The sequence below is a fragment of the Thalassobacillus sp. CUG 92003 genome (genome assembly GCF_013618635.1).
GTDB lineage: Bacteria > Bacillota > Bacilli > Bacillales > Halobacillaceae > CUG-92003.
This window is the reverse complement of the sequence record NZ_JABLSJ010000015.1, coordinates 41,927-65,175: the sequence shown is the minus strand read 5'-3', so window position 1 is coordinate 65,175 and position 23,249 is coordinate 41,927. Positions and strand designations below refer to the sequence as shown.

The following is a 23,249-nucleotide window of genomic DNA, read 5'->3' as shown; positions in this document are numbered from 1 at the left end:
TGACATGAACAGAATGCTGACATTATGGCGGGTGGACCGCAAACAAATGATGCGCGATCCTATCTTGCTGCTGACACTGGCCGCGCCCTTGTTGCTGCTCATGTTTTTGAAAGTCGGGCTTCCCCTGGCTCTTCCTTATCTGCCGTTTGCCATGCCAGCTGAGCACCCTCTGTATCTGGGCGCTTTAATTCTCATGACACCCCTCATGATTGGCATGTTAACCGGATTTCTCGTACTTGAAGAAAAAGGCCAGGGATTGTATCGTTACTATGCCATCACCCCGCTTCAGGCGCACGGCTATTTTATCTTTCGCATGCTGCTTCCGATCTTATTATCCATCGTGCTTTCCATCGTGGTCGTGATTATCTATGGCACGCAAAACGTGAGTTGGATCGTGTTAACAGCAGCCATTCTAAGTGCTACAGCTCAAGCGCCGGTCGTTATGCTGGTCCTGGCGGTGTTCGCTCGCAATAAAGTAGAGGGATTAGCCTGTTCCAAACTCATCAATCTCGTCTTACTCCTCTCCGCCGTCTTCCCTTTTATTGATGCATGGTGGGCGTGGGGCGCATACGTCTTGCCACCCGCCTGGTTCATGGCCAGCTTTACATTCCAGGACGTGGCCTTACAAATCAGTTTGTGCGCAGGGAGCCTGTTAACCAGTCTGCTGTGGATTGTTTACCTGTGGGGGAAATTCCTAAAGAAAGCTGAAGGATAAGGGCCGTATTCACCACACCTCATCCAATTTGTCTGAATAAAAATTGATGGCCTTATGGAAAGCCATAATATTGGGATCGTTTGAAGTAGCGGTCAGGTTTTGCAAAAGCAACGTCATGGCGTTGTCATGATTACCCAAATTATATAACGTCATGCTGTAAAATACTTGCATCGCTCGATTATGGGGGAACTGTTTCATCCCTTGTTCCAGGGTCTGGCTGGCAGCTTGATAGTGTCCTAAATTTCGATACGTATTTCCCAGAGCGACATAAGCATCTTCAAGTTCTTCTCCCTCCAAACCTGTTTCAATGGCTTTCTCATAGTAAGTAACGGCAGTTTCTTCCCTCCCTAAAATATCAAAGCTCCAGGCTGCTTGATATTGGATAGAGGGTTGATCCGACTCCTCGTCAGCCAGACGACTCAAAATTTGATTTGATTGATCAAATTCTCCTTCCCGCCTTAAATGAAGCTCTTGCCGTAAATCCTCTAACACCTTCATTTGTCCATCCTCCCATTTTTAATAGATAAAAGGGCCCTTTTTTGAAAGGCTTTTTAAAACTCATGTTGATGTTTCGTACGGAAGACTCGGTCTCGAGACACAGTTTGGCGGTTTCCGTTATAAAGGATTGTGCTTGAAGGGCCGGAAAATCACTCGTTTTTCGTGGGCATGTGGTGAGCTTCCTCAGGCTTTACCTTGCGGGATCTCACCGAGCATTTACATCCCACAGGAGTCTCGCGATTTTACGGCCCTTCTTGCTTTAGTGGGGAAAACGGAAACGCCAAATAGTGCTTCACATGATCTTATTTCTATATCAAAGCATCGATAAGACGTTTTCTCAACTTCCTACAATTAAGAAAAGGAGGCTTGCTGGTCCCCCGCAGAAAAGCGAGTTGTTTCAAAGCCATCCCAACCTCTTATACGGGCACGAAACCCGTATTATCTCGTAAGAGTCTTCTATATTCCTGGCCGATGGTGAGTAATGGTTTTTTGATTCGTCAACACATGCGCCTTTTAATGATAGAGTCCATCACCATTCCAGAATGTAACCTTTAACATCTTTCAACTCCCCTTCGTCATCTTCCTGTTTAGCAATAAAATGAGGGTACTCCTCGTTCAGCTTATATTCGACTGATTCAGGTTGAAGGTACAATTTGTACTCCAAATCATTGACTTTCGTTAACGACACATCCGAAATTGTCGTATTATTGTTCTCTTCATCAATGACTAAAATATCAACTACATCAAATCCTTCAACTATTAAACGCTCCTTAAGTTTCATATAACTTTCCTCCAAATGTGATACTGACTACCTATAACTATTAAAGATATACCCCATTTAATTTCAATAAAAACGACAAATAACGAGAGGATTCAAAGAATTTTTCTCCCGTCATCATACGAAATTTGTGATATGGTAATCCTAGTTATATTAATTCTAATCAGGTCAGGATCGGTGAAGCGACATGGAGATGAGAAAAAAAGGGGAATGGCTCGATATTAGCGTCCCAAAAGAATGGCGTGGGAACACGATTGAGTATATCTTGAAGACCTTCTGGAAAACGCCGCGCAAGTTATTGCACCAAATTCGGATGACGAAAGGCGTTAAGCTAAACGGCGAGGTGAAGCCGTGGCATACCGTGCTAAGTGAAGGAGATCGTTTGCACGTCCACCTTTTTCCCCCCGAACCACTTGGGATAGAGCCGCAATTTATTGAGCTTGATATTTTGTACGAAGATGACCACGCGCTCGTCGTGAACAAACCGGCCGGCATGCGGGTGCACCCTACCTCAGAAGAACAGACTGATACACTGGATCATGCTGTTGCGTTTCACTTTCAAACGAGTGGTGTAGAAGCGAAGGTACGTCACGTCCATCGTTTGGACCAAGATACAACAGGCGCTGTCCTATATGCCAAACACGCCCTGGCAGGCGCTATCCTTGGACGTCTTTTAGAAAAGAAAAAAATTGCCCGCACCTATGTTGCCTTGGTAGAAGGAAAGGTGAAGCAAAAAAGCGGACTCATCCGCCAGCCGATCGGCAAAGACCGGCACCACGCCACCCGCAGAAGGGTTTCGTCCACAGGTACCATGGCCGTCACTCATTTCCAAGTGCTGGACTATGATCCCGACCATGACCTCACCCTCATGCACGTGCAGCTAGAGACTGGAAAAACGCATCAAATCAGGGTACACATGAATCACCTGGGCCATCCTCTTCTCGGCGATACCTTGTATGGCGGGGACCGGGATACTACCGGGCACCACGCTTTGCATGCAGCGAAGCTTACCTTTTTGCATCCCATTTCATATGAAGAGATAACGTGTGTGGCCCCTTTTCAGGAAGCTTCTCAGATGTTCGACTATGACCTTGATCATTACTTGAATAGCTGAGTCTTGTAGGGAAGATCAGGATACTGGCTAATATGGAGAATCGCCCATCTAGCGGCTATAATCGCCCAAGCGCAAGGAGGAATCGCCCAAACACGAGCAATCACCCAACAAGAGACTAATCGTTTAATCCCTTTCCTTCGAGAATATGCTGCTCATATTTTTCCACTCGTGACACGCGCGTTTCCGATTTTTTGGCTTTATTAATATAGAGAATGTAGGCTCGTTGCCGCCCCGGTGTCAAGGCTTCAAACGCCGTTTTCAAGGCTGGGTTTTCAGCGAATTTGTTTTGAAGTTCTTCGGGGATGTCCATCTCTTTTTTTACATTCACTTCCAAACCGGCTTTTTCAACTTCAACTGCTTCATAAACGTAGTCTTTCAAGATAGCTTCCTTTTCAGCAATTTCTTGAACATTCGTGAAGCGTATCTGGCGCCCGGCCTGGACATTCTCCGTTTGCTGGATCAACATATCATGTTTATCCTTTAATAAGGCCCCTTTGAAAAAGAGCAAGGCACAATACTCCTTGAATCCATGAATTAACACGATGTTCTTCCCTTCATGTGTGTAACAAGGCCACCCCCACTTCATTTCTTCATTCAACTGACAATCAAGTATGATGGTTCTCAACTTCTTAAATTCTTCCTGCCATTTCTTGGGCTCACTTAAGTATGTGTCGATTTTAGGATCCATCCTGCTATTTGCCATCAAGCTACACCCCTTAATTTTAATAGTTGTCTTTCTTTCAATATACATCAACCTTCAATCGTTTTCCATGCCCTGCTGTGCAAACTTAACATAACCTATATAACCTGAATGAGGCATAATAACTTCAGGGCATGTTAAACTAGAATCGATGTCTCAACTTAAAGGAGCATATGTTTGACACTCATTTACTCTCAACCCTTCACGACAACTTCTCGTGTCATTCAGAATAACGTGCAGCATTATACGGAAATCGAAAAATATCTCAATTTGTACGAAGATAAAATTACCGCTCCCTATAATCAGTTTCATTTGCAGGACGTGTTTGATGTTTCGTATCGACCACTATCAGCTTCTTACGGTTTTTTGTACTTGCATACCAATCAAGGCGTTTTTTCGTATACTGTAAAAACATCGCCAGAATCTTTTATCAACGAATATAAACGGCTGAAATGACGTTTTTGAATCTGTGTCCATAAAAAAAAGACCCGATTGGGGTCTTTTTTTAGCAGCTATTATTTTTGAACGTTAGAAGCTTGTGGTCCACGTTGGCCATCTTCGATATCGAAGTTAACCGCTTGACCTTCTTCTAAAGTTTTGAAGCCTTCGCCTTGGATCGCTGAGAAGTGAACAAATACGTCGTCTTGACCTTCAACCTCGATGAAACCGAAACCTTTTTCTGCGTTAAACCATTTTACTGTACCTTGTACCATGGAAATTCCTCCTGCGGTGGGTGACCCACCATTGTATTACTCATTTGCTCTACATACTCAGTTAAGACGCGATCACTTTAATAGCTTTCTTGCCTTTATTCATATTCCGAACAATCAAGTATTATAAGTATATCCTTTTTGCCAAATAAAATCCATCTTTTTTTAAAATTATTTTAAATTATTTTTTCCAGAGGCTGTCATAGAGTGTGTCATAAGGTATGCCAATCCCACAGCTAACAGGCCTGCTGTCAACTTTCCCACAGTCATCGCAAGCATCATTTCTTTTTCAATGCCAGCAACAAATGCGAGATGGGCGCCAAAAGTGAAAGCACCACTTACAGCAAATGCTGCGTTCATGACTTTCCCTCGTGGGTCCATATCCCTCATCGTCGCGAACATCGGGATATGATGGGCCAATGAGGCGATGAAACCAGCCATAGCTGTCGGGTTGAGGCCCAACTTCTCTCCCAGCCTCGCAAAGGGTTTTTCCCCGATTTGAATCACACATGCCACCAGTGGGTAAGCACCAGCTAACGTCACCGTAATGGTTCCGACAATCGTCATGCCTTCCTGAAGCGGTGCTAGCCCGGCGATTACCGTCACGCCAAGCAGGGTCTCAATCGTAATGGCAATTAGACCGGTAATGATGATCAACTCAATCAGTTTGCCAAACCAGGTGAACAGCCGGATGGTGAGCTGAGTCAGCTGCCACAGCCCATATGCAATCATTAACGAGAGGATCAGCGTGGGAATCAGGTTCTGGATCATCCATGCGAAAGAATAACCTGCCAATGCGCCGCCTGCCAGACAACCGATCGGGATCGTCATCAAACCAATCAGGACGCCCCGGGCAAAATACGGACGATCTCCAGGCGTAATAATGGATAGTGCGACGGGGATGGTAAAAACAAGCGTCGGGCCCATCATCGTTCCGAGAAACACCCAGGAAAAAATACCCGCTTCCTTGCTCTCTGCAGTTGCTGTGGCGAGCGGATAAGCTCCCATGTCAATCGCTAACAGCATCGAAGGGAACATGGACGGATCAGCACCGATTGCGTGATAGAACGGCGTAATAATTGGAGTCAGCCATTCAGACAGGACCGGCGCCAACGAGATGATCCCCACCATGGCAAGCGCCAGCGGACCCATCATCATAAATGCCTCATGAAATTTATGACCCAGCTTCAAGCGATGACTCAATATGTAATGATCCGCCGCCCCAATAACCATAAACAAAGCCATCACAGCCAAAATCGCATCATTCAACCACATCACTCACGCCCCCTTCCCAACATAATGACACACCCGGCTCATTTGAAATTCCCCTTTTCGTACCAGGTACGCAGATCTTGTGTCACAGCCAGATTTTCTTGATGGTGAGCCAGCCGAAGTAAAGGGATTGGAGGAAGAATAGGATCCCCCACACCTGGGCGGGAAGCATCCAGGTGGCTTGAGCGAGATTGGTGGCATCGCCTGCCTGGTGGGGCGAGATGAAACTGAGCACCATAATTTCAAATGCGCTCGTAATAGCTTTAACGAACAATAGAGAAGCGATGAAAACGAGCACATATTGAATCACGGTCTCATGACCGCTGCGCAACATCCAAATGAAGCCAGCCCCGAACGTCACGAGCCAGAAGATGCCGTACACATTCCGTACCCAGAACACGAGATTGATAGCAAGAAAGCCTAGCAAAATATAAATCACGATATGACTGTGACCTTTATAGATGAGATAAAATAACAGAAACGCAATAACAGAAGAAAAGACATACCCCGACGCGCTGGTCAATACCTGGCTCAGCCAGGACCGATGCGCCGTCATCGTAGCCCCTTCCGTACTAGCAAACAATGAAATACGTCGTACTTCTCCCCCCGTAAGCAAGGCCATGAGCGAATGCCCACTCTCATGAATCAGCGTATTGACCACGGAGAAATAACGACCGATGATAGGAATTTGAGTTAACACAACAGCTAGTATAACGCCGATAACCATCTGGGTTTTCATAGGCGGGTCCATCCTTTTTATTTAATAGCTGGAATACGTTTTCGAACGCCTTCACGTTTCACTTCCTCAAGCCTATCATATGTGCGTTCTTCCATGCTCAGTTAGCACAGAAAGATTCAATTCGCCATAAAGAATCGAAAATACATTGTCGAAATTAGTAAAAAGAAGTAAAATATACCTAATACTTTTTTCAGAAGTGGTGACGTTATGAACATGAAAAAAATTCTTAAGTCAGCTTGGATTGCAAGCGGAATCGGAGCCCTTACTCTGGTTGTGCTGACGCTTTCCCTGGATACGAAGCTCAACGGTGAATTTTATCTAATCCTGAGCGTCTTATTATTTGGTTTTTTACCCTTCACACTGTTACATAAGTATTTTGATGCGAATCTTCAGAACTATTTATTTCTGCTGAACGGAACGTTATTTGCGGCGGCCTTGTATTACGCCGCACCTTTTTTAGGCATCAAACTGTTCTTTTTTAATCCGATTTTCGCTATGTTGTTTAAGAAAAGCCGATATTTTATTTTTATATTTGGAACATCACTTGCAGCTTACCTCGCTGTCACTTTGCTTCAGCCTGAGTTAAGCTTCAGCTTATCCCTGACGATTGTCCATTTCAGCATTTTTCTCGCGTATATCCTAATTTTACAATTTGTCGCCAGGGTGATGACCCAATATGAAAAACGGAACAGCCTGTACACGAAGACGATGAGAGCTTTGGTCATGGCGATTGAAGCGAAGGATGTGTATACCCAGGGTCACTCCGTCCGTGTTTCTGATTACAGCGTAAGATTAGGGAAACAGTTAAAACAACAAGGCTATAAAATTGATATTGAGACCTTGCGGGTGGCATCGCTGCTGCATGACATCGGGAAATTACATTTGCCTACTCACGTCTTGCAAAAAGAAGGGCCTTTAACTGAAGACGAGTACGAAACGATCAAACTCCACCCGACTTACGGCAGTGAAATTGCCCAGGAATTAGGTTTCCAAACCGAAATAGTAGATGCGATATCCTTTCATCATGAACGCATCGACGGGCATGGCTACCCCGCCCAGCTGCCTGGGGAAGCGATTCCGCTGTATGCCAAAATCATATCGGTCGTTGATGCATTTGATGCCATGACCTCCACACGCTCGTACAGAGCTGCCTTTTCGCCGGTCAAAGCCAAAAACATCATTTTAGAAAACAAAGGAACCCAGTTTGACCCCGTCCTTGTAGAGGCCTTTGAGCAGCTTTTTCCTTCACTATATGACGAATTCAAGAATAAAAAGGTGGACAAGCAAAAAGACATCTCCTTCGGTTAGCTCCCTCCAATAACTAACACGCTGAGACCGTGCCCGTGGAAAGAAGCGCGTTTTGACGGAGTTGTCATGGAACACCCCTTTTGAAACACAAACGTGCCGAAACAATTTCAGTGAAATCGTTTCGGCATTTTTGTGTAGTTCGTTTTATGTTGAGGATATGTTAATATTTACCTTTTTTCATAAAGATTGAATGTCGGATATCAGTTCAGCCACACCGTTCTCAAATAAGTGACCCTGATGCTTGAACACACGTGTTTTCGCGTGAGGCAATTTACGCACATACTGTTCCATATGAGTTAACGGTACAACATCATCGTCCCGACTATGATACAGAAACAGGTGTCGGATCAAGGGAAGGGTTGAGGTGAAGTCGCTGGGAAGTTCAAATTCTTCAGCCACCCAGTCTTGGTCCACCCCCCAGTAGGGTGACCCAAGTAAAAACAACCCTTTGATAACAAGATCGCAAGCTTCTTCAGACAAGAATTTCAGCAATACGGAGCCACCTAAAGAATGGCCAATCAAAATGACCTCTCCATTTAAGGCCGCTAACTCGCTTGCCAGCTTGCTTTTCCACCGGGCATAATTTGGATTTTCGGGATCCGGCATAGCAGGAGTTAATATGGAATACTCCGTCCCTAGCAATTGTTGCAAATAGGCAATTAAGTGACTGCTTCCCTGATTTCCTTCTTGCGGTCCAGCACTATGAATACATAATACCTGCTTCTTCAAAGGCCCTTCCCCTCTCGTTTCTCGGGTTTTGGTACAAAACATCTCGTTCCAGACTGATTATTTCTCAGGAAATAACGCCATCTATACGATATGGAGATTTGTAACATCGTCAAGGTTAAGTGTTACAGGTTTCTTGGTGTGCCAATCTTTTGCATAAATTTTTCGTTCCACCCTGTTCATCCTATCGATTTTCAGCTCCAGAACGTCCTTATTTATGCTATTCACGTATTCAACCGCCACAGGAAGATTGTCATTGACTGCTCGTTGCAGCAAGAAATCAATCTCGACAGCTTTGCGCTCGTCAATCAAACCTTTCTCTACACGTGCATCACCCTGCCATGTTTGTTTCAGCCTTGCCACCTGTTCCGGCAGCATCATGGTCGTCCACTGCTTCGTCTGCTCTCGATTTCGTTTTGCCATTTCCCCATCCCTCCTGTAAAATGCGAACATTTGTTCTTGGTATAACCTAAAAGGTAAACACGAAAACGTGAGAACCACTGTCTACTTTCGTTTGTTATTGGCCATGAATGACCACTTAGCCAATGGTGACGTTCTCCTTAGGATAATGATATCGATCTTTAATAACTTGACCTCGAACTAAGAAAAGGAACGAGAAGATACCGATTCGGCCGATAAACATCAAGCATATGATAACCAATTTCCCGACAGTGTGAAGATCTGACGTAATGCCCATCGACAAACCTGTCGTCCCAAATGCTGAGGAGACTTCAAATAATATTTCCATCAAACTGAACTGGGGTTCAAAATAATTAAGTAAAATAACACCAAGTGCACAAATCATAAACGCGCTGTGAATAACGATGAACGAGCGGAAAATATCCTCCTGATGAATTTCGCGATTGAATATGCGGATATTGGTTTTTCCCCGGGCATAGGTAAGGATGCTCAGCACAGCGATCGCGAAGGTCGTCGTACGTATGCCGCCTCCGACACTGCTGGGAGATGCCCCTATGAACATGAGAACGCAAATAACGATCAGGGTCGGGATTGTAAATTCACTGACGTCCATCGTGGCGAGTCCGCCGTTTCGGGTGGTGACCGATTGGAACAACGCATAGAAAAAGGATTCATGCCAGGCTTTATCTTTAAAGAAATGCGTACGATCAAATATAAAGATAAAGAGAGCGCCGAGCAGCATCAATGTGAAATAGGTGGTCGTCGTTAATTTGGCAAACAAGGAAAAACGTGACATCGGGCCTTTTTTATTCAACAAGAAATCCTTCACTTCAATCAAGACTGGGAAACCGATTGAACCGAAAATGAGCAATATGATGTTAACCACTTGCACAAAATAGTCATCCGCAAAGGGGATAAGCGACGTGCCCGTTATGTCAAAGCCCGCATTCGTCGTTGCACTGACAGAAGCAAACAACCCTTGCATGAAGGCTTCGGGAACAGTGGGGAAATACGAGATAAAATAGGTGCCCAGAATCACTGCCCCGATCAGTTCCGTGATGACAATAATGATCAATATTTGCTTGACCAGTTTAACTAAGCCCGCAAATGTGGCACGATTTTGGTCGGTTTTGATCAAATCTCTCCGCCTCAGTCCGATTTTTTGTCCGAGTACCATCCAAATGAATGTGCCCAGAGTCATGATTCCGATACCGCCGAACTGAAGGATGAAAATTAAAACGAAATACCCTCCCGTATTGAAGGTATCCGCTGTGGAAACTACGGTTAGACCGGTGACGCTCACCGCACTGACCGCGGTGAATAATCCGTCGATAAAACTTAAATCAACGCCCGGACGATGAAGAAACGGAAGACTCACGAGCCCAGTTGATATAAGAACGGCGGAAACATAGAAGATGACGATTAATTGAACGGTTGATAAATAATTCAATATATTCGTTTTGTTGAAGCGATTTAATGCCTTCATTACACACGGCCTCCACATTCTGCTAAATACTGTTAGATTAAGCGATTACCAGCTAAATGTAAAGGAGTCCTTAGCAGGATGTCTCGTCTTTTTCTCATAATACCGTCATATCAAGGATGTCGTCTAGCTTGATCGTCATCGCTTGCTGGGTCTTCTCCTGGATACAATGAACGTCTCGAGATCTGGACTCGACGGCTTTCACTTTTCCCTGTACATAGCTGTATCCGCTGCCGTTATAGTATTTGATCTCAACGACCAGCTGCTCCTCGACCGCTTGCTCTAACGTAAAGTTGATCGCTTCAATTTGCTGCTCATCTAACGTGCCTTTCTCGACATGTTCATCTTCTTCCCACGCCGCTTTAATCATCTCGACATGTTCCGGCAGCATCAACGATGTCCATTTGATCGAGCCGCGATCATTGCTATCAGCCATCATTAAGCCTCCATTCTCTTACGTCTTTGGTATGGGTAGAGGGATAGGACATTAGCTTTTTTGAACGTTCTGACCCTTCTTCGCGTGTAGCAATAAGCAAGGATCTCATCCTCTCTGAGCTCAAGCACCCGGATGACCCGTTGGGAAACTTGCCCGTCACTGTCCACATAAATCAGGTCAAGCTTCTGTTTAGCTCGCAAAGCACGAGAAAGCACGCCATTCATAGTCTGCACCTCACCTTACATTCTTTAAGCATAGTGGCCGCCAATCTTCTTGCTGCGCTCTAGCGTGATGCCTCCACTAGTGTAACTGCTGGCTCTGAGCACCGCTGTGGCCCCGTATTTATCTCTGATCTGATCCATAGCCTCAGCTAAATCTTTTTTCTTCGGCTGGTCATCAAACAAGTTTAATTGCACAGCCATTTCATCCTCTAAATTTGTCAGAGCCACAGAAGCCCGTCTGATTTTACTTTCCCCGTCATAGAAGCGTTGAAATAATTGCAGGCACATGTGGTAAACATCCATCGTAATATTCGTCGGAGATTGCACAGACATCGACCGGCTGAAGCCGCCGCCTGTTTCGCTGGAGTACCCGATTCCCAGGTGTACAGTCCGCCCCTCTTGGTCATCATGCCTTGCCCGCTTACAGGCTTCCTCACATAAATCCAGCAGACACGCGAAAATTTCGTCTCGTTCATAATCTCGCAATAACGTCACCCCGTGGCCGTAGGACTTCTGCTCTGTCTTGACAAACTGCCCGTAAACCGGACTTAAATCAACGCCCCATGCGTGCCAATACAGCTGTTCTCCCATGACACCATAGTGCTTTTTGAGATACTTCAAAGGATGACGGGCCAACTGCCCCAGATTTAAAATGCCCATCCGGTTCAAATTGCGCGTCATGCGTGAGCCAATGCCCCAAATATGCTGAATCTCACACGGCCACAACTTTTCCTCCACATCCTCATACCGGCATTCCGCAATGCCATCTGCCGCCTTTTTCGCATGAATATCCATCACGACTTTTGCCAGAAACTTATTATCCCCAATCCCGATCACGGACTCAATGCCGAATTGATCGCTAATTTCAAATTGAATCAGCCGCGCAATTTCATACGGTTTTCCATATAGCTTTTCCAAACCATCAATGGTGACCCATAACTCATCCACGGAATAGACATGAATCGCTTCCTTAGGCACAAGATTCTTGATCATTTTCGTAATCTCAACGGAAACCTCGAGATAATCCCCCATATGAGCCGGTGCAATCACAATGTTCGGATCACGCGGCAGCTCGAAATAGCGGCTGACATTACTGATGCCATGCTTTTTCTTCAAGGCAGGCGACGCAGCCAACACGATACTCCCTTTTCGTTCGGTGTCACCCACAACGGCAAGCAGAGCTTCCCGTGGGTCAAGCCCTCTTTTCACACACTCCACGCTGGCATAAAAGGAACGCATATCAATGCACAGCACATCATGCCTCGGATACCCTGAATAATCCAATGTTCTCACCTCACAACACGAACGTTTGTTCTTATTATATGAAATAACAGCCTAAATGTATACAGGAAAAATAAAGTAATCGTTCCATATAAAAAATCTTCATCGCATTCAGCAATGAAGATTTCATGGATTAAAATAAAACCCCGCCACGTGCAGGCGGGGTGGTAGTCATATGTTAAGGGAAGTCCTGACTACTCTTTTAGTGTATAGCAAACGATGTCGAATTCAATCGATTTTACAATAAAAATAAGAAAAGAAAGGTTACATATTAAGAGCGCCCCCGGCAGGATTCGAACCTGCGACACACGGTTTAGGAAACCGATGCTCTATCCCCTGAGCTACGGGGGCCTATTTAAAAATCGTGCGTATTTTATTATACAAAAAACCGACCCTATTGAAAAGCGATCAATTTTGGAAATTTACATAGGATCATTACTTCCTTATAGGTAATATGATAAAATATTATCTGTCTGTCTAAACGTATCGAATGATGTCTTTCGTTAACATATTGAAGGAGGAGAAGGGATGGGACAATTACCTTTCATAGCGGTTGAAGGGCCCATTGGTGTGGGGAAAACGTCTCTGTCTAAAAAGCTCGCCTCCCACTTTGATTTTCACTTACTACAGGAAATCGTTGAGGAGAATCCGTTTTTAGGCAAGTTTTATGAAAATATTGAAGAGTGGAGTTTCCAAACTGAAATGTTTTTCCTTTGCAATCGGTTCAAACAGCTGGAGGATATTGAACAAAAATACTTACAGATGGGGAAGCCCGTGATTGCGGATTACCATATTTCCAAAAACATGATCTTTGCTCGCCGCACCCTGCAAGAGAAACAGTTTGAAAAGTACTCGCAGATTTTTGATATTTTAACGCATGATATGCCGCGGCCGAATATGATGATTTATTTACATGCCAGTTTGGATACCTTAATGGATAGGATTCGTATGCGGGATCGCGATGTAGAGGCTAATATACAAGCATCATACTTACAGCAGCTGTCGCAGGATTATGAGGACTTCATGAATCATTTTGAAGCGTCACATCCTGACATACCGGTGATTCGGATCAATGGAGATGATACCGATTTCGTTAAACACCAGGATCATCTGCAGGCGATCATCTCCCAAGTCGAGCAGCATTTAAGCAAAGGAGAAGTTTATAAATGAACACGAGAGAACAATACGGTATTCCTCATGACAGTGTCATCACAATCGCCGGTACAGTAGGGGTGGGCAAATCAACGATGACGAACGCCCTATCCAAAGCGTTGAATTTCCGGACGTCGCTTGAAAAAGTCGAAACGAACCCCTATTTAGATAAGTTTTACCATGATTTTGAGCGTTGGAGCTTTCACCTGCAAATTTATTTTCTCGCTGAGCGATTTAAAGAGCAGAAGAAAATTTTCGAATATGGGGGCGGCTTCATTCAGGACCGTTCCATCTATGAAGATACAGGGATTTTCGCCCGCATGCATTATGAGAAGGGGACCATGTCTGAAACGGATTATGACACCTATAAGAGCTTATTTGACGCCATGGTGATGACACCCTATTTCCCTCATCCTGATTTGCTTATCTATTTGGAAGGGTCGTTTGATCATATTTTAAATCGGATTAAAGACCGCGGCCGTCCGATGGAGCAGCAGACGCCAATCGAGTATTGGGAAGAGATGTTCAAGCGCTATGAGAACTGGATTGAAAGCTTTAATGCTTGCCCGGTCCTGCGCCTGGATATTGCGGATTACGATCTGCTGCAACGGGGAGAAAGTATAGAGCCGATCCTTGAAAAAATCGGCAACTTGATTCATCATTCGCGCAAATGGCGCTCCAGTCATCTTATGACCTAATAAAAAGCCGGAAAGCCTCATCACAGCTTTCCGGCTTTTGTTATACATTTCGATATCTTATGGACGCGATAGGGGGGACAGGCTGTGAGATCGTTTTTTCTAGCCTACATATTTTCAAATTTGCAAATGTTAACGTTACTTATTCTATCTCCGGCAATCTTGGATGATATTAAACAGGATATCGTCTATTTCCTTGTTCTCATTGCCATCATAGCAATTACGAATTATTCGATAGAGCATTGGGGCAGTAGATCGAACGAAAAAGCAAAGAAACAGCGGCCTTATATCTACTTATGTTTGTTCCCTGTCAATTTAGCCGTGCTTGTCACCTTCGTAGTATTCGTATTTTAAACGCCCTCAGAGCGATTGTTCTGCTAATAAGTTCCTATCTAATATTTCAACGTTGCCGCCCAAACTAATAAATACAAGGGGGCGATAAAGCAGATAACTAAACAAACGATAGAAATGGCAATAGGCAGGGATGATTCCATGCCAACAGCATTATCCAATAATGCTTCGTTAGCGAATATGAAAGTCATAAAGCTAACGTTTTGAATCAGTATCATGACGCTTTGAGTTCTTGAATATTGTATGTCTTTGTTTTCTTCGGTCAAATTAACATAGTTCAATTTCTCGGGATTACGCACAAATAGACCAACAAGAAACCATATGAACACGCTTATTATGGGCATTACAAATAGGAAAAATTTTGAACCAGGTTCTCCATCAGTAAAATGAATAGTAATTTGACTGGGAATATCTGACCAAAGGTGAAATAGATTAAAAATATGATAACAAAAAATCGAAAATGAGATCAGTATAAGAAGCAATTTAAACTTCTTATCTTTCATTTCCATCCCTCTCTTTCTCCATTTGGAGAATGGCTGCTTCCATGAATGCCACAACATCATTATCAATCGGGTACAAATTTAATTCTGCAGACTTCTCTTCGGATTTACGTGCTTCCCAGAACTTCTCTGCTAAAACTGCGTCTCCATTAAATGTTTCATCGGACAAGATCTGCGTATCTTCGGCTATCAATTGGCCTTCAGGGGATTCAGGGGCCTTGCCTTCAGTTAAGCACAACTCGATACGCTTAATCACGTTAATCCATTTCCCCACTTCACTAGGAGACATTTCCATTTTAGGGAGCCTTTCCTCTAATATTGTTCGTTCTTCACCATTAAATAAACGTTCCATTACCGCCTGCTTTTTTTGCTGTTTCAGCGATTGGGTTTCTTCCGATAGAAGGGGGAGTAACTGATTCCAGTGAATGTCACCTTCGAGTTTCAGTGTGTTTAATAATGTATGGGTATAGTCGAGTGACTGCTGCAACTCACTCATGTTATGTTCTAGCTGTTCTTTATGGACAGTTAACGTTTTTTCCATCGTAACTCGGTTCAAGATTTTTTTAATATCTTCTAGAGATAAAGAAGCTGATCTTAATATTAATACTTTTTGTAACTGCAACAATTGCTCGGTGGTGTAATAGCGCGTTCCGTTCTTTGATTTCCATGCTGGTTCCACAAGCTCGATTTGATCATAGTAACGCAGGGTACGTAATGACAAATTCAGCTTTCTCGATACTTCACCTGTTAAAAAATACTCCACAACAACCGTCCTCCAAAAAAATACTTGAGGGTAACGTAACGTTACCCATTAACCTAAATGTAGCACAATTAGGAAATAGGAGGAATTAAATTGCAAAAAGATGGACTTAAATCATTACAGTGGACGTATAAAGAATTAAGCTTATTATTATTACTCGCCTTCGTCATTGTGCCAATCGGTATCGAGACTTTTTTACATCGACTGTTTGACTCAATCTTTCACGATAGCCTTTATTCAGGTACGGTAACAGGCTTTTTCATGGCAGTGGTATTTACGTTTAGTGTATATCTCGTCGCCTTAAAGCCTTACCTTTATGGTTGGCATATCGTTGGACTCAGATCTTTTTCCAGTCGCTATTGGAAATCGATTATCGTCTGGACGGTTATTCTTATAACGGCCAGTATATTGATCTTAACTTTGATGGAGCTGTTTCACATTGGGCTATCTAATGACAAGACCGATGCCCTGGAAGCCAATAAGACATGGATTACAATTAGCATAGGTTTCATTTCAGCAGCGGTCATTTCACCGATTTATGAGGAGATCTTTTACCGTGGCTTTCTCTATACATGGTTTCGGAGGAAATGTGGGGTACCGACTGGTATAATCTTGAGTTCTCTTATTTTCACTGTGGTTCACATTCCGACTTATAATACCCTTCCTGTCAACTTTATCTCAGGAGTAATATTTGCATGGGCCTATGAAAAATCGGGTTCCATTCTACCAGGTATGATTATCCATGGTGCTTTTAATGGAATAGCTATTATTCTTACAGCATTTGCTTAGACTTAATCTATGAGATAGTGTCTTGAGAGCAGTTCACGAATGAATCATAAAAAAATCGCTACCTATAAGGTAACGATTTTGATATAATCTCCAATATTATGCGCGATTGTTTGTAAAATGGCGGAGGAGGAGGGATTCGAACCCCCGCGGGGCGTTAACCCCCTGGCGGTTTTCAAGACCGCTCCCTTCAGCCGAACTTGGGTACTCCTCCGTAAGTGGCCGACAAAAATTAATATACCATGCCTGCAAACCTCTGTCAACGATAGGGTGAATTAATATAATATTTAGAAAAATCACGACGCAACACTATGTTTTTGTTCATGCTTTTATAGACTGAAATAAAAAAGCCTCCCCTTCAGCTCAAGGCATAAGGGGAGGCTTTTCTTTACGAAATTGTTGTTTTGCCTCCCATGTAAGGACGGAGGACTTCCGGTATCGTGATGGTGCCGTCTTCTTGCTGATAGTTTTCCAAAATGGCGGACACGGTGCGGCCGATAGCCAGGCCTGAGCCGTTCAACGTGTGCACGAATTCCGGTTTGCCTTTTTCCTCGCGGCGGAAGCGGATACCGGCTCGCCGGGCCTGAAAGTCTTCGAAATTGGAACATGAGCTAATTTCACGATACGTATCGTAGCTTGGCAGCCATACTTCAATGTCGTACTTTTTAGCTGCTGTGAAGCCGAGATCACCTGTGCACATGCTCATGACCCGATAAGGCAGTTTTAACAGCTGCAGCACCTTCTCAGCTTCGCCGGTCAACTGCTCCAGGACGTCGTAGGATTCATCTGGTTTAGTGAATTGAACGAGTTCGACTTTATTAAATTGATGCTGGCGGATCAAACCTCGCGTATCACGTCCGGCTGAGCCTGCTTCAGAGCGGAAGCTGGCACTGAAGGCCACATATTTTTGCGGGAGTTGATCGACGTTTAAGATTTCCTCACGGTGATAATTGGTCACCGGAACTTCGGCTGTCGGTACGAGATAATAATCCCATTCTTCGATTGAGAACGCATCTTCTGCAAATTTCGGCAGTTGGCCGGTGCCGGTCATGGCATTAGAGTTGACCATATACGGAGGTAGCATTTCCTCATAACCGTGTTCGTCGGCATGCAAATCCATCATGAAATTCATCAATGCGCGCTCCAGACGGGCGCCCAATCCTTTATAAAACACGAAGCGGCTGCCGGTCACTTTGGCTGCGCGTTCGAAATCGAGAATATCCAGATCAGTCGCGAGGTCCCAATGGGGCTTCGCTTCAAAGGTGAAGGATGGCGCTTCGCCCCAAGAACGAGCCAGCACGTTATCGTCTTCATCTTCACCGATAGGGACACTGTCATGCGGGATATTCGGGATAGACAGCAACAAGGTTTCCAATTTCTCTTCTACCTGTTTCAATTCCTCGTCCAGCGTTTTGACACGATCGCCCACCTCGCGCATCTCTTTAATTTTATCGTCCGCATCCTCTTTGTTCTTTTTGAGCTGGGAAATTTCTTTCGATACGTCATTACGACGCGCTTTCAATTCTTCTGTTTCCTTAATCAATTCCCGGCGCCTGGAATCAAGGTCGCCAAAGGCATCGAGATCTGATAAATCTTCCCCTCGTTTTTGCAGTTTCTCCTTCACGTCATCAAAATGAGTCCGTAAATATTTCATATCTAACATGCCGCTATTCCTCCTTCAACATTTTAGTTTAGCTCATAAAAAAAACTCTCATCCCTTTATTCATAAAGGGACGAGAGCATTGCTTCCCGCGATACCACCCAATTTGAAAACACGCGCGTACGTGTCTTCCGGCTCGACTCATAACGGTGAGAGGCCGGACAGACTTACTCAACATTTCAGCCTGTCAGTTCCAGGATGGATTAACAGGTCCTTCCGTCAGTTCACACCAGCCACTGACTCTCTGTAAGAAAGGGAAACTGTTACTGGTTCCTATCAACACATTCACTTATACAAATTATTGTTATTAACAATAGCGAACTTCACGTTAAGATGCAAGTGTTTTTTTCGAAGCTTCCACCATTTTGACAAAATGATCGGTCAACTGGTGATCATCCGTTAGTTCGGGATGGAAGGCACAAGCCAGGTAATGGCCCTGCTTGGCAGCCACGATCTTACCTTGATGTTCCGCCAAAATCTCGGTCTGAGCACCCACTTCTGCAATGTAAGGCGCCCGGATGAACACGGCGTTGTAAGCATCGGATACGCCTTTGATCGCCAGGTCCGCTTCAAAGCTTTCCCGTTGCCGGCCAAATGCATTGCGTACAACCTTCATATCCATTGAACCAAGATGAACATCCGTCGTTTCAGCAATTTCCGTGGCGAGTAGGATCAGCCCGGCACACGTGCCAAAGATCGGCTTGCCTTGCTTGCCGAATTGGCGAAGCGGTTCGAGAAATTCATATTTATTAATGAGCCGGCGCATGGTCGTGCTTTCGCCGCCTGGGATAATAAGTCCGTCAATTTGCTCAAGTTGAGCTGTTTTCTTAACGATGATGCCTTCAGCTCCGGAGGCTTCAATGGAGCGGATATGCTCACGAACAGCTCCTTGAAGGCCTAGTACACCGATTTTCATCATGATGCATGTCTCCTTTTATCCTTACTGACTGCGATCCTGCATACGCGTTTCAGGCGTCAATGTAGACATTTCAATGCCTGGCATAGCTGTCCCTAAGCCTTTGGAAATTTCACCAATCAACTGATAGTCGTCGTAGTGGGTTGTAGCCTCTACAATCGAGCGGGCGAATTTTTCAGGACTGTCTGATTTAAAGACGCCAGATCCAACGAAGACGCCGTCCGCGCCCAGTTGCATCATCAACGCTGCATCAGCTGGCGTAGCGATACCGCCGGCTGCGAAATTGACGACTGGCAGGCGGCCTTCTTCACGAATTTGAAGCAATAATTCATAAGGTGCCCCGTTCTCTTTGGCATATACCATCACTTCATCGTCAGCCATGTTCATAAGGCGGCGAATCTGCGCTTGCACTTGGCGCATATGGCTGACAGCCTCTACGATGTTGCCAGTACCTGGTTCCCCTTTAGTGCGAAGCATGGAAGCTCCTTCGCCGATACGGCGGGTTGCTTCACCGAGATCACGGCATCCGCACACAAACGGGACGGTATACCCATCTTTTTTAATGTGGTAAATATCATCAGCCGGCGTGAGTACTTCACTCTCATCAATATAGTCAACACCCATCGATTCAAGGATGCGCGCTTCTACGATATGACCGATGCGTGCTTTGGCCATCACAGGAATCGATACAGCATTCATAACTTCCTCTACAATAGTGGGGTCAGCCATACGGGCTACACCGCCGGCAGCACGAATGTCAGACGGCACACGCTCGAGGGCCATGACAGCCACCGCTCCGGCTTCTTCGGCAATTTTGGCTTGTTCCGCATTGACAACGTCCATGATGACGCCGCCTTTTTGCATTTCTGCCATTCCACGTTTGACACGATCTGTACCTACTTTAGACATCTTAATTCCTCCCATACCCGATAATAATCTATTTAATAAAATTGCTGCATACAAACATTTACATTTCTATTGTAACGTAAAACATGTTAAATGCCTACTGAATAAATCAGTATTATAACCGGCTTAGAACCAACCTTTCACTGTATCTGCCGCACTGGAAAACACGTCACTGAAAAAGTCGCCCACAGAACCGATCATCAGCATGAACCAATTGGATTTTTCCACAGCAGAGGAGGCGACAAGTTCGACACTTTGCTGGCCGGACGTATCGTTCAGGATATTCCCATGACTCTGCTCACCGCTGTAAACGAGCTGGGCCGTACCGACTTTCTGTCCTTCTTCCACCGGGGCGACGAGTTCTCCGTCTTTATTAAGGGCATCCTCATCAAGCTTGTATTCCATGCTGTATTTATCTTCTTCCCCGTTTTGCACCATGGTTTGAATGGCTTCAGCCGATTCAATCTCTACGTTATCTTCTTTGCCTTTGACAACGCCCAGCTCTGATTCTCCTTCAAGCTGGTGACCTGCTGGGAACAATTCTTTTGACTCAAAGTTATTGAAACCGAAATCGAACAGTTTCTGCGTTTCCTGAAAGCGGGCTTCTTTACTGTCTGTTTTCATCACAACAGAAATCAGCCGTTGATCGCCCTGCTTGGCTGTTCCTGTAAAGCAAAAGCCTGCAAGATCCGTAAAGCCTGTCTTCATTCCATCGACACCTTCATAGCCGAACTGCGCCAAGTGGCCGGGCATGTCTGGAAGCATCCAGTTCCAGTTTTGGATCGTCTGGCCATCAAAGGTCGTCTCTTTTACATTGGAAATATCGAGCGCCTCAGGATAATCATTGATCAGATGGTAGGCCAGTAGGGCTGCCGAGCGAGCTGACATCAAGTTGTTAGCGTCGGGCTCTGTCCCTTCTGGATGATTGCCGCCGAGATCACTGTTATTGAGCCCGGTCGCATTCACAAACTGATAATCCGGCAAACCCATTTCTTCCGCTTTTTCATTCATACGTTTGACAAAGTCACTTTCTGAACCTGCGATAAGCTGGGCAAGCGCGATCGTCGTCGCATTATCTGAATTAATGGCCATTGCTTCATAGAGCTCGCGAACTGTGTAATCCTTATTCTGTTTTAAACCAACGCCGGAAAACGCGGCGTCAGCAGATATGCTATAAGGGTAATCACCAATTTGCGTCGTGGTATCCCAACTGATTTCCCCGTTCTCTATCGCTTCAAATACGAGATACTCTGTCATAATCTTCGTCATACTAGCTGGAGGCAATGTTAAATCGGCCTCTTTTGAAAATAGGACCTCTCCTGTGTCAGCATCCACCAGAATGGCAGATTCTGCATTCACCTGAACATCCGCGTATGTAGATTCAGGTCCTGCAAACAGGGTCACCATACCGATGACCAGCGCCATCATGACAGCAAATGATGTTTTAAACTTTTGTCTTAACAACTTTCTCGACCTCCACCGTAAATAATATGCATCTTTGTTATTTTACCACAGGAAATTATAAAAAAATAGACAGGGAAAAGTCCCTGTCTAATAAAAGTTTCGTAGGTTAAACGGAGTAGTTGGGAGCTTCTTTTGTAATTTGAACGTCGTGCGGGTGACTCTCCCTTAAACCTGCGCCCGTAATGCGAGTAAACTGCGCATCCTCTCGCAATTGGGTTAAATCGGATGTGCCGCAATAGCCCATGCCTGAACGGATTCCGCCAAGCAGTTGATGCACGGTATCAGCAAGCGGCCCTTTGTATGGCATGCGCCCTTCAATTCCTTCCGGCACAAGCTTTTTCGCCTCGGATGACTCTTGGAAATAACGGTCTTTCGAACCAGCTTCCATAGCACCGACTGAACCCATGCCCCGGTAGACCTTGAAGCGGCGTCCCTGGAAGATTTCCGTTTCGCCCGGGCTTTCCGAAACGCCTGCAAACAGGCTGCCCAGCATCACCGCGTGTCCTCCGGAGGCGAGTGCCTTGATGATATCACCGGAAAACTTGATGCCGCCATCCGCGATAATCGGCACGCCGTATTTTTCAGCTTCTCTCGCGCAATCATATACAGCGGTAATTTGCGGAACGCCGACGCCGGCAACCACTCGGGTTGTGCAAATAGACCCAGGACCGATGCCTACTTTAATTACATTGGCTCCTGCTTCAATTAAATCGCGTGTAGCATCAGCAGTAGCGACGTTCCCAGCAATAATATTCATCTCCGGATATTTGGCGCGCACCTCACTGACGTGGTTCATCACGCCTTGAGAGTGACCGTGGGCCGTATCAACGACGAGAGCGTCAACGCCGGCTTCGACCAGCTTATCTATCCGGGTCATGGAATCCGCTGTGATCCCCACAGCTGCTCCGGTAAGCAGACGGCCTTGCGTGTCTTTCGCGGCGTCTGGAAATTCAATGACTTTTTCAATGTCCTTAATGGTGATCAAGCCTTTTAGCACACCTTGTTCATCGACTAAAGGCAGCTTTTCGATCTTATATTGCTGAAGCATCTTTTCCGCTTCGTTCAAGGTGGTACCTACAGGCGCCGTCACGAGATTCTGCTTCGTCATCACATCATTAATCGGAATGGAATAGTCCTCGATGAACTTCAAATCACGGTTGGTGATGATTCCCACGAGGCGATGATCATCTTCACTGTTCACGATGGGGACACCCGAAATACGATACTTTCCCATCAAATACTCCGCATCATAAACCTGATCCTCCGGTTTCAGATAGAAAGGGTTGGTAATGACACCGCTTTCGGAGCGTTTGACCCGGTCGACATGTTCAGCTTGTTCTTCAATCGACATATTCTTGTGGATAACACCAAGTCCGCCATGTCGGGCCATCGCAATCGCCATGGCTGCTTCCGTTACCGTATCCATCCCTGCACTGATTAATGGCATGTTCAGTTTCAATGTAGGCGACAGGTTGGTCGAAAGGGACACATCGCGTGGAAGCACGTCCGATTTGGCCGGCAAGAGTAGAACATCGTCAAAGGTCAACCCTTCTTTTGCAAACTTGTCCTCACGCATGCTGACACTCTCCTTTATGGGCAAAATAGTTTAGATAAAAGGTGGGCACTATAAACACTAAATAAACTGACAGACAATCTTA

26 protein-coding genes, 2 tRNA genes and 1 other annotated feature are annotated in these 23,249 nt (G+C 45.1%); of the genes, 8 read left to right on the top strand and 20 right to left on the bottom strand.

What is annotated here, in order from left to right; all coding sequences use genetic code 11:
• Positions 1-4: 4 nt before the first annotated feature.
• Positions 5-715 carry a hypothetical protein gene (locus HOP45_RS18135; RefSeq protein ID WP_181350797.1) on the top strand — a complete coding sequence of 237 codons (711 nt, stop codon included), beginning with the start codon at positions 5-7 and terminating at the stop codon, positions 713-715.
• A 9-nt stretch (positions 716-724) separates the two neighbouring features.
• Here HOP45_RS18135 and HOP45_RS18130 read toward each other — a convergent pair whose 3' ends face one another.
• Positions 725-1,213: a tetratricopeptide repeat protein gene (locus HOP45_RS18130; RefSeq protein WP_219914674.1), complete on the bottom strand. Its 489-nt coding sequence runs from the start codon at positions 1,211-1,213 to the stop codon at positions 725-727.
• 529 nt (positions 1,214-1,742) lie between these two features.
• A complete protein-coding gene (locus tag HOP45_RS18125; protein ID WP_181350796.1) occupies positions 1,743-1,994 on the bottom strand; it encodes a hypothetical protein in 252 nt (83 codons plus the stop codon).
• A gap of 184 nt (positions 1,995-2,178) precedes the next feature.
• Between HOP45_RS18125 and HOP45_RS18120 the strand changes: the two genes are divergently transcribed.
• Positions 2,179-3,105, top strand: a complete 927-nt coding sequence (locus HOP45_RS18120) for an RluA family pseudouridine synthase (protein ID WP_181350795.1) — start codon at positions 2,179-2,181, stop codon at positions 3,103-3,105.
• A 115-nt stretch (positions 3,106-3,220) separates the two neighbouring features.
• Here the strand turns inward: HOP45_RS18120 and HOP45_RS18115 are convergent, their stop codons facing one another.
• Positions 3,221-3,808 (bottom strand): YdeI/OmpD-associated family protein, encoded by a 588-nt coding sequence (locus HOP45_RS18115; RefSeq protein ID WP_181350794.1) that lies wholly within the window; start codon positions 3,806-3,808, stop codon positions 3,221-3,223.
• A gap of 174 nt (positions 3,809-3,982) precedes the next feature.
• On the opposite strand from HOP45_RS18115, the gene HOP45_RS18110 reads away from it, so the two are divergent.
• Positions 3,983-4,261, top strand: coding sequence for a hypothetical protein (locus HOP45_RS18110; protein WP_181350793.1), 279 nt, complete (start codon positions 3,983-3,985; stop codon positions 4,259-4,261).
• A 59-nt stretch (positions 4,262-4,320) separates the two neighbouring features.
• Here the strand turns inward: HOP45_RS18110 and HOP45_RS18105 are convergent, their stop codons facing one another.
• From HOP45_RS18105 to HOP45_RS18095, 3 genes are all read right to left on the bottom strand, one after another.
• Positions 4,321-4,518, bottom strand: a complete 198-nt coding sequence (locus tag HOP45_RS18105) for a cold-shock protein (protein ID WP_181350792.1) — start codon at positions 4,516-4,518, stop codon at positions 4,321-4,323.
• A 168-nt stretch (positions 4,519-4,686) separates the two neighbouring features.
• A complete protein-coding gene (gene eutH, locus HOP45_RS18100; RefSeq protein ID WP_181350791.1) occupies positions 4,687-5,790 on the bottom strand; it encodes an ethanolamine utilization protein EutH in 1,104 nt (367 codons plus the stop codon).
• Positions 5,791-5,872: 82 nt separating this feature from the next.
• Positions 5,873-6,526, bottom strand: coding sequence for a M50 family metallopeptidase (locus HOP45_RS18095; RefSeq protein ID WP_181350790.1), 654 nt, complete (start codon positions 6,524-6,526; stop codon positions 5,873-5,875).
• A 207-nt stretch (positions 6,527-6,733) separates the two neighbouring features.
• Between HOP45_RS18095 and HOP45_RS18090 the strand changes: the two genes are divergently transcribed.
• Positions 6,734-7,834, top strand: a complete 1,101-nt coding sequence (locus tag HOP45_RS18090) for an HD-GYP domain-containing protein (RefSeq protein ID WP_181350789.1) — start codon at positions 6,734-6,736, stop codon at positions 7,832-7,834.
• Positions 7,835-8,011: 177 nt separating this feature from the next.
• Here the strand turns inward: HOP45_RS18090 and HOP45_RS18085 are convergent, their stop codons facing one another.
• From HOP45_RS18085 to HOP45_RS18060, 6 genes are all read right to left on the bottom strand, one after another.
• Complete coding sequence (locus HOP45_RS18085; RefSeq protein ID WP_181350788.1) at positions 8,012-8,563, bottom strand: RBBP9/YdeN family alpha/beta hydrolase; 552 nt, start codon at positions 8,561-8,563, stop codon at positions 8,012-8,014.
• Positions 8,564-8,644: 81 nt separating this feature from the next.
• Positions 8,645-8,983: a YolD-like family protein gene (locus HOP45_RS18080; protein ID WP_181350787.1), complete on the bottom strand. Its 339-nt coding sequence runs from the start codon at positions 8,981-8,983 to the stop codon at positions 8,645-8,647.
• Positions 8,984-9,098: 115 nt separating this feature from the next.
• Positions 9,099-10,484 carry a TrkH family potassium uptake protein gene (locus HOP45_RS18075; RefSeq protein ID WP_181350786.1) on the bottom strand — a complete coding sequence of 462 codons (1,386 nt, stop codon included), beginning with the start codon at positions 10,482-10,484 and terminating at the stop codon, positions 9,099-9,101.
• Positions 10,485-10,560: 76 nt separating this feature from the next.
• A complete protein-coding gene (locus HOP45_RS18070; RefSeq protein ID WP_181350785.1) occupies positions 10,561-10,899 on the bottom strand; it encodes a YolD-like family protein in 339 nt (112 codons plus the stop codon).
• 248 nt (positions 10,900-11,147) lie between these two features.
• Positions 11,148-12,404 carry a DNA polymerase IV gene (locus tag HOP45_RS18065; protein WP_181350784.1) on the bottom strand — a complete coding sequence of 419 codons (1,257 nt, stop codon included), beginning with the start codon at positions 12,402-12,404 and terminating at the stop codon, positions 11,148-11,150.
• Positions 12,405-12,679: 275 nt separating this feature from the next.
• Positions 12,680-12,752, bottom strand: a tRNA-Arg gene (locus HOP45_RS18060).
• Between the two features lie 177 nt (positions 12,753-12,929).
• Here HOP45_RS18060 and HOP45_RS18055 point away from each other — a divergent pair.
• From HOP45_RS18055 to HOP45_RS18045, 3 genes are all read left to right on the top strand, one after another.
• Positions 12,930-13,571, top strand: coding sequence for a deoxynucleoside kinase (locus HOP45_RS18055; protein ID WP_181350783.1), 642 nt, complete (start codon positions 12,930-12,932; stop codon positions 13,569-13,571).
• On the top strand, positions 13,568-14,251 hold the full coding sequence (locus tag HOP45_RS18050) for a deoxynucleoside kinase (RefSeq protein ID WP_181350782.1): 684 nt from the start codon (positions 13,568-13,570) through the stop codon (positions 14,249-14,251). Before HOP45_RS18055 ends, HOP45_RS18050 begins: the two co-directional genes overlap by 4 nt.
• Positions 14,252-14,335: 84 nt before the next feature.
• Complete coding sequence (locus HOP45_RS18045; RefSeq protein WP_181350781.1) at positions 14,336-14,602, top strand: hypothetical protein; 267 nt, start codon at positions 14,336-14,338, stop codon at positions 14,600-14,602.
• Positions 14,603-14,640: 38 nt separating this feature from the next.
• Here the strand turns inward: HOP45_RS18045 and HOP45_RS18040 are convergent, their stop codons facing one another.
• Together HOP45_RS18040 and HOP45_RS18035 are read right to left on the bottom strand one after the other, a co-directional pair.
• Positions 14,641-15,108 carry a hypothetical protein gene (locus tag HOP45_RS18040; protein ID WP_181350780.1) on the bottom strand — a complete coding sequence of 156 codons (468 nt, stop codon included), beginning with the start codon at positions 15,106-15,108 and terminating at the stop codon, positions 14,641-14,643.
• Positions 15,092-15,862, bottom strand: coding sequence for a MerR family transcriptional regulator (locus HOP45_RS18035; RefSeq protein WP_181350779.1), 771 nt, complete (start codon positions 15,860-15,862; stop codon positions 15,092-15,094). The genes HOP45_RS18040 and HOP45_RS18035 overlap by 17 nt, the downstream gene beginning before the upstream one ends.
• A 90-nt stretch (positions 15,863-15,952) precedes the next feature.
• Here HOP45_RS18035 and HOP45_RS18030 point away from each other — a divergent pair, with 90 nt between their 5' ends.
• Positions 15,953-16,648, top strand: a complete 696-nt coding sequence (locus HOP45_RS18030; RefSeq protein WP_181350778.1) for a CPBP family intramembrane glutamic endopeptidase — start codon at positions 15,953-15,955, stop codon at positions 16,646-16,648.
• A gap of 118 nt (positions 16,649-16,766) precedes the next feature.
• On the opposite strand, the gene HOP45_RS18025 is transcribed toward HOP45_RS18030, so the two are convergent.
• The 6 genes from HOP45_RS18025 to guaB form a co-directional block, all read right to left on the bottom strand.
• Positions 16,767-16,859, bottom strand: a tRNA-Ser gene (locus HOP45_RS18025).
• Positions 16,860-17,033: 174 nt separating this feature from the next.
• Positions 17,034-18,308 carry a serine--tRNA ligase gene (gene serS / locus HOP45_RS18020; protein ID WP_181350777.1) on the bottom strand — a complete coding sequence of 425 codons (1,275 nt, stop codon included), beginning with the start codon at positions 18,306-18,308 and terminating at the stop codon, positions 17,034-17,036.
• A 63-nt stretch (positions 18,309-18,371) separates the two neighbouring features.
• Positions 18,372-18,594, bottom strand: a binding site (T-box leader).
• Positions 18,595-18,633: 39 nt separating this feature from the next.
• Complete coding sequence (gene pdxT / locus HOP45_RS18015) at positions 18,634-19,224, bottom strand: pyridoxal 5'-phosphate synthase glutaminase subunit PdxT (RefSeq protein ID WP_181350776.1); 591 nt, start codon at positions 19,222-19,224, stop codon at positions 18,634-18,636.
• Between the two features lie 21 nt (positions 19,225-19,245).
• The gene (pdxS, locus tag HOP45_RS18010) at positions 19,246-20,130 is read right to left on the bottom strand and encodes a pyridoxal 5'-phosphate synthase lyase subunit PdxS (protein WP_181350775.1); all 885 of its coding nucleotides are present in this window, start codon (positions 20,128-20,130) and stop codon (positions 19,246-19,248) included.
• A gap of 123 nt (positions 20,131-20,253) precedes the next feature.
• Positions 20,254-21,555 carry a serine hydrolase gene (locus HOP45_RS18005; RefSeq protein WP_181350828.1) on the bottom strand — a complete coding sequence of 434 codons (1,302 nt, stop codon included), beginning with the start codon at positions 21,553-21,555 and terminating at the stop codon, positions 20,254-20,256.
• Between the two features lie 142 nt (positions 21,556-21,697).
• Positions 21,698-23,167, bottom strand: coding sequence for an IMP dehydrogenase (gene guaB / locus HOP45_RS18000; RefSeq protein ID WP_181350774.1), 1,470 nt, complete (start codon positions 23,165-23,167; stop codon positions 21,698-21,700).
• Positions 23,168-23,249: the final 82 nt, after the last annotated feature.